Below are 5,449 nucleotides of genomic sequence, written 5' to 3' on the forward strand. Positions count from 1 at the left end.
CAGCGCCGAGCGGCTCCGGATCTGGGCGCACACCTGCGGCTGCGAGGACGGCCCTTACCTGGACGCCCTGTTGACGATGACGCAGGACCGGCGCAGTTGGTCAGGACGTCCGGGGTGGCGGTGTACTGGAGGAAGTCGGAGACGTCGATCGGCTCGGCGTCCGGGTGTTCCGCGAGGTAGAGGGCGGCGGTGCCGGTGACGTGCGGCGCGGCCATGGAGGTGCCGCTGAGGGTGGTGCTGCCGCCGCCGAGCTTGGCGGACAGGATCGCCTGGCCGGGGGCGTGGAGGGCGACGCAGGTGCCCCAGTTGGAGAAGTCGGTCTCCTCGTCCCGCCGGTTGGTGGCGGCGACGGTGACGACCCCGTACGCGGAGGCGGGGGAGACGGTGCAGGCGTCGACGGCGTCGTTTCCGGCGGCGACGACGGGCAGGACGCCCTGGTCGGAGAGCGCGGTGGCGGCGTCGTTGACGGCCCGGGAGCGTTCCTCGCCGAGGGAGGCGTTGAGGACGGCGGGGTACCGGGCGTCGCGGGCGACCCAGTCGAGGCCGGCGATCATCTGGGCCTTGTCGCCGCTGCCGGTGCAGTCCACGACGCGGACCGAGACGAGGCGGGCCCGCGGGGCGACGCCGTAGGTGCGGCCGCCGACGGTGCCGGCGACGTGGGTGCCGTGGCCGTGGCAGTCGAGGCCGTCGCGGCCGTCGCCGATGGCGTCGAAGCCGGGGACGGCGCGCCCGCCGAACTCCGGGTGGGTGTAGTCGATGCCGCTGTCGAGGATGTAGGCGGTCGCGCCGGCGCCGTGGCCGCGGGTGGTGAACTGGCCGTCCAGGGGCAGGTACCGCTGGTCGATGCGGTCCAGGCCCCAGGTGGCGGCCGTAGCCCGGGTGGTGTGGCCGGGCCGGTCCGCACCGTCGACGGGGGTGGGGAGGCGGAAGGTGGTGTTCTCCTCGACGGCCTCGACGGCCGGGTTGGTCCGTACGGTGTTCAGCAGGAGCGGGTCGAGGGCGGCGGCGAAGCCGTTCAACGCGGCGCCGTAGGTGAACCTGGGGGTGATGCCCAGCGCTCGCAGGACCTCACCGGGGTCGCGGCCGTGCTTGAGGGTGACGATGTACTGCCCGGGTACGGCCCGGGCGGAGTGCGCCACGGCCACGGCCACGGCGGGGGCGGGCGGTTGGGCGCCGTACGCGGCGGCGGGGGATGTGGCGGGCAGCAGGGCCAGCAGCAGGGCCGCTGACGCCCGGCGGAGGGACGGGTACACGGATGTGCTCCGATCGATCGGGATCATGGTGGCGAACGCGGACTACCCGGACGGGCGTCGGGTGCCCGAGCGGACGCGGGGTGCGGGGTGTTCCTCCCGCTGCGTGCCGCCCGCGAGTCGGAGGAGGAGGTCGGGCAGGTCGGTGGCGGCGTAGCGCGGGTGGACGCGGGGGAGGCGGGTGGTGTCGGAGAGGAGGAGGACGGGGCCGTCGTCCGGGTCGTCGGGGAGGCGGCCGTGGCTGCCGCGGATGTGGGTGGCGTCGAGCGGGACGACGGACAGGGTGGAGCGAAGGCCGAGCCGGCGGCGGGCGAGGGCGGCAGCGGCCCGGAGTCGGACGAGGCGGTCGGCGGGGTCGAGGAGGAGTTCGGCGGGGTCGTAGCCGGGTTTGCGGTGGATCTCGACACAGCGGGCGAAGTCCGGGGCGCGGGTGTCGTCCAGCCAGTAGTAGTACGTGAACCAGGCGTTGGTGGTGGCGACGGCGACGAGTTCGCCCGCGCGGGCGTGGTCGATTCCGTACGCGGCCTTGCCCGCGCTGTCGAGGACGCGTTCCACTCCGGGTAGCGCTCGGACGAGCTCCGCGACGCGCGGCAGGTCGGCGGGGTCGGGCACGTAGAGGTGGGCCACCTGGTGGTCGGCGACGGCGAACGCCCGGGACGTGTACGGGTCGAGGTACTCCATCCCGGCCTGGGTGTACACCGTGAGGAGGCCGGCCGCGCGCAGCGCGCGGTTGATGTGGACGGGGTGGTCGACCGCGGTGATGCCGTACTCGGACAGCGCCACGACGGTGGTCCCGTGCTCCCGGGCCAGGTGGAGCAGGGGCGCGAGGACGGTGTCGAGGGCCCTGGCCGCGGCGGCGGCCTGGGGTGCGGCGGGGCCGAAGCGCTGGAGGTCGTAGTCGAGGTGCGGCAGGTAGGCGAGGGTCAGGTCGGGTGCGGCGGTGCGGATGACGTGCTCGGTGGCCCGCGCGATCCACCTGCTGGAGGCGATGGAGGCGCGGGGCCCCCAGTAGTCGAAGAGCGGGAACGGTCCGAGGGCGTCGGTCAGTTCGTCGCGCAGGCCCGGTGGGACGGTGTAGCAGTCGGGGGACTTGTGGCCGTCCGCGTGGTAGACGGGGCGCGGGGTGACGGTGATGTCGGTGCCGGCGCCCATGGCGTACCACCAGCAGATGTTGGCGACGCGGTAGCCCGGGTGGCGCCGCCTGGCGGTGTCCCACACCTTCTCGCCCTCCACCAGCAGGTTGTGCTGGCGCCACAGGAGCACCTCGCCGAGGTCGCGGAAGTACCAGCCGTTCCCGACGATCCCGTGTCGGCTCGGGGGGAGCCCGGTCAGCAGGCTGGCCTGGACGGAGCAGGTGACCGCGGGGAAGACCGGTTCCAGCCGGGCGCCGTGCCCCGGGGTGTCGCCGTCGGGTTCGGCGACGGCCCGCAGGTGCGGCATGTGGCGCAGGAGGCGGGAGGTGAGCGCGGCGATGTTCAGCACCAGCAGGGGCGTGGGGCGGCCGGTGGTCACGAGGTGTGCTCCCGCAGTCCGGCGGCGAGCAACTGCTCGCGGGTCCAGGCGAGTTCGGCGGCGATGCCCGCGACCAGTGCCTCGTCGTCGGCCGGCCGGTCCCGGCCCGGGAGCACCGACCAGGTGTACGTCTCGACCTCCAGGTGGTCGGTGACGGGGTGCGGGCCGTGGACGAGGGCGCGGATGGCGTCGGTCAGCACCGGTCCGGTCGCGGTGAGCGGCGGCTCCGGGTCGGCGTGCACGGGGACGTGGAAGTGCACCCGCCACGGGCGCGGATCGGCGCCGTCGGCCGGGGAGCGGAGCGCCAGGTCGAGGTCGTCCCACCGCTCCGGGCGGGCGCCGGCGGGCTCGGCGCGGGTCTGGTGCAGGAACCGCGGCTCGGCGAAGCGCGCGAGCGCCCGCCGTACGGCGGGGTCGGAGGGATCGTCGGCCTGGAGGGCGCTGGAGAGTTGGGCCTTGACGACGGGCAGGCCGGCGTCGGCCAGGCCGCGGAGGGCGGACGGCGGGTCCTCGAAGTCGACGGCGAGGTGGCAGACGTCCAGGCAGACGCCGATGCGCTCGGTGTCGAGCCCGGTGAGCCGTGCGCAGGCGTCGCTCACGGTGGAGACCACGCAGCCCGGTTCGGGTTCCAGGCCGACCCGGACGCGGCGGCCGGAGTCGGACTCCGACTTGGCGAGCCCTTCGGCCAGTTCGTCCAGGCCGCGGCGGGCGCGGTCCTGGTGTCCGGTCGTCCAGCCGGCCCGCCAGCCCAGGGGGAGCGTGGAGATGCTCCCGCGGGCCGCGTCCTCGGGCAGCAGCGCGGTAAGCACCCGGGCCAGGTCGAGGGTGTACGCCAGGCGGGCCGGGTCGCTCCAGTCCGGCCGGTAGACGGCCCGTTTGACGACCGGCTCGTGGAAGCCGCGGTAGGGGAAGCCGTTGAGGGTGACGACTTCGAGCCCCCGGGTGGACAGTTCGCGGCGCAGCCGGTCCAGGGCCGTCGCGTCCGTCGCCAGGGTGCGCGCCACGTCGTGGGCGAGCCACAGGCCCAGGCCCAGGGACGGCGCCGCGAGCCGTTCCCGGACGGGCTCGGCGTGGACGGCGAGTTGAGCCAGGACGCCGTCGAGGTCCTCCGCGGGGTGGACGTTGGTGCAGTAGGCGAGGTGGACGGTGCTGCCGTCGGGGTGGCGCAGTCGCATCGGGGGCGGTCTCCTTGCTCCGGGAAGGGCTACTCGCCGCGGGCGATGGAGTTCCCCAGGTACACGGCGTCGCCGGGCCGCTCGTGGGGCTCCTCGCGGTGGTCCGGCGTGTCGGGATCGTCCACCGGCAGGGTCAGGCGTCCGCTCTGGCCGTAGAAGGCGACCGGGTTGCGCCACATCACCTCGTCGACCTGGTCGGCGGTGAAGCCGGCTTCGAGCATCGCCTCCGCCGTGCGCCGGGTCGCCAGCGGGTCGCTGCGGCCCCAGTCGGCCGCGGAGTTGACCAGCACCCGGTGGGTTCCGTGGCGCTTGAGGAGCTGCACCAGGCGGTGGGGGTCCATCTTGGTGTGCGGGTAGACGGAGAACCCCGTCCAGCAGCCGGTGTCGGCGACCTCCGTCACGGTCAGCTCGGTCAGGTGGTCGACCAGGACCAGGTCGGGAGCGATCCCGCACTCGCGGAGCACGGCGAGCGTGCGCCTGGTCCCGACGGCCTTGTCCCGGTGCGGGGTGTGCACCAGGACGGGCAGTTCGTGGTCCATGGCGAGCCGGACCTGGGTGGCGAGCGCGTGGTCCTCCTCCGGGGTGACGGAGTCGTAGCCGACCTCGCCCACCGCCACCACCGCGTCCTTGTCCAGGTAGCGGGGCAGCACGTCGAGGACGGCGGTGCAGCGGGGGTCGTTGGCCTCCTTCGGGTTGAGGGCCAGGGCGCAGTGGTGGCGGATGCCGAACTGGGCCGCCCGGAAGGGTTCCCAGCCGATCAGGGAGTCGAAGTAGTCGACGAAGCTGGCGACGTCCGTGCGGGGCTGGCCCAGCCAGAACGCCGGTTCCACGACGGCCCGGATGCCGGCGTCCCGCATCGTCTGGTAGTCGTCGGTCGTCCGCGAGGTCATGTGGATGTGGGGGTCGAAGATGCGCATCAGGTCCCGGCAGGGTGAGGGGGCGGAAGGGGGTCGGTCGCGGCCGGTCGGGGGCCGGCCAGCGCGCGCACGTCGCCCGGTACGGGGCGTCCGGCGCTGGTGAGTTCACGGGCGTGCGTCGCGGCCATCCGGGCCAGTTCGGCGTCGGTCCGGTGGGGCAGCCCGGCCACGGCCCGCAGGGGGACGGAGCAGTGCAGGCACTTCAGGACGGCCTCCCGGTAGGCGGGCGCCGGCAGGTGCCGCGCCCCGTAGGGGCCCAGTGCGGCGGCCAGCAGCCGGGGGTCGTTGGCGCGCAGCGCGTCGGACACCAGGGGGACGGCGTCGTCCCGCAGGCCGTACGGGGCCAGCAGGTCCAGCGGGCCGAGGGCGCGGAGCACGCCGCGCCGTTCCGCGGCGTCCCCGTGGCGGTAGACGGCGGACGCCCGGACGGCGGGGCCGTCGGCGGGGGCCGGGGCGGCGGCCAGTAGCAGGGCCCGTACGGCGTCGTCCACGGTCCAGGCCAGCGCTTCCGCGGGGACCGCGGGCGCCGGGTCCTGATGCGGTGCGGGGGCCGCCGCCAGCAGTGCCCGCCCTGCCCGCCGACCGCGTCCTGGAC

5 protein-coding genes are annotated in these 5,449 nt (G+C 74.9%); all 5 read right to left on the bottom strand.

Features of this window, described 5'->3' with window-relative positions; all coding sequences use genetic code 11:
• Positions 1–1,280 (bottom strand): S8 family serine peptidase (locus ACWDCZ_RS38495; RefSeq protein ID WP_449818373.1); only part of this gene is annotated, 1,280 nt, incomplete at its 3' end.
• A gap of 15 nt (positions 1,281–1,295) precedes the next feature.
• A complete protein-coding gene (locus ACWDCZ_RS38500) occupies positions 1,296–2,762 on the bottom strand; it encodes an alkaline phosphatase family protein (RefSeq protein ID WP_449818374.1) in 1,467 nt (488 codons plus the stop codon).
• Entirely contained in the window at positions 2,759–3,937 is a 1,179-nt protein-coding gene (eboE, locus tag ACWDCZ_RS38505) for a metabolite traffic protein EboE (protein WP_449818375.1), read from the bottom strand. Before eboE ends, ACWDCZ_RS38500 begins: the two co-directional genes overlap by 4 nt.
• A gap of 29 nt (positions 3,938–3,966) precedes the next feature.
• Complete coding sequence (locus ACWDCZ_RS38510; protein WP_380776228.1) at positions 3,967–4,854, bottom strand: TatD family hydrolase; 888 nt, start codon at positions 4,852–4,854, stop codon at positions 3,967–3,969.
• A partial coding sequence (locus ACWDCZ_RS38515; protein WP_449818376.1) for an EboA domain-containing protein occupies positions 4,854–5,449 on the bottom strand: 596 nt, incomplete at its 5' end. The genes ACWDCZ_RS38510 and ACWDCZ_RS38515, both read right to left, overlap by 1 nt.

It is taken from the genome of Kitasatospora sp. NPDC001225 (assembly GCF_053597855.1).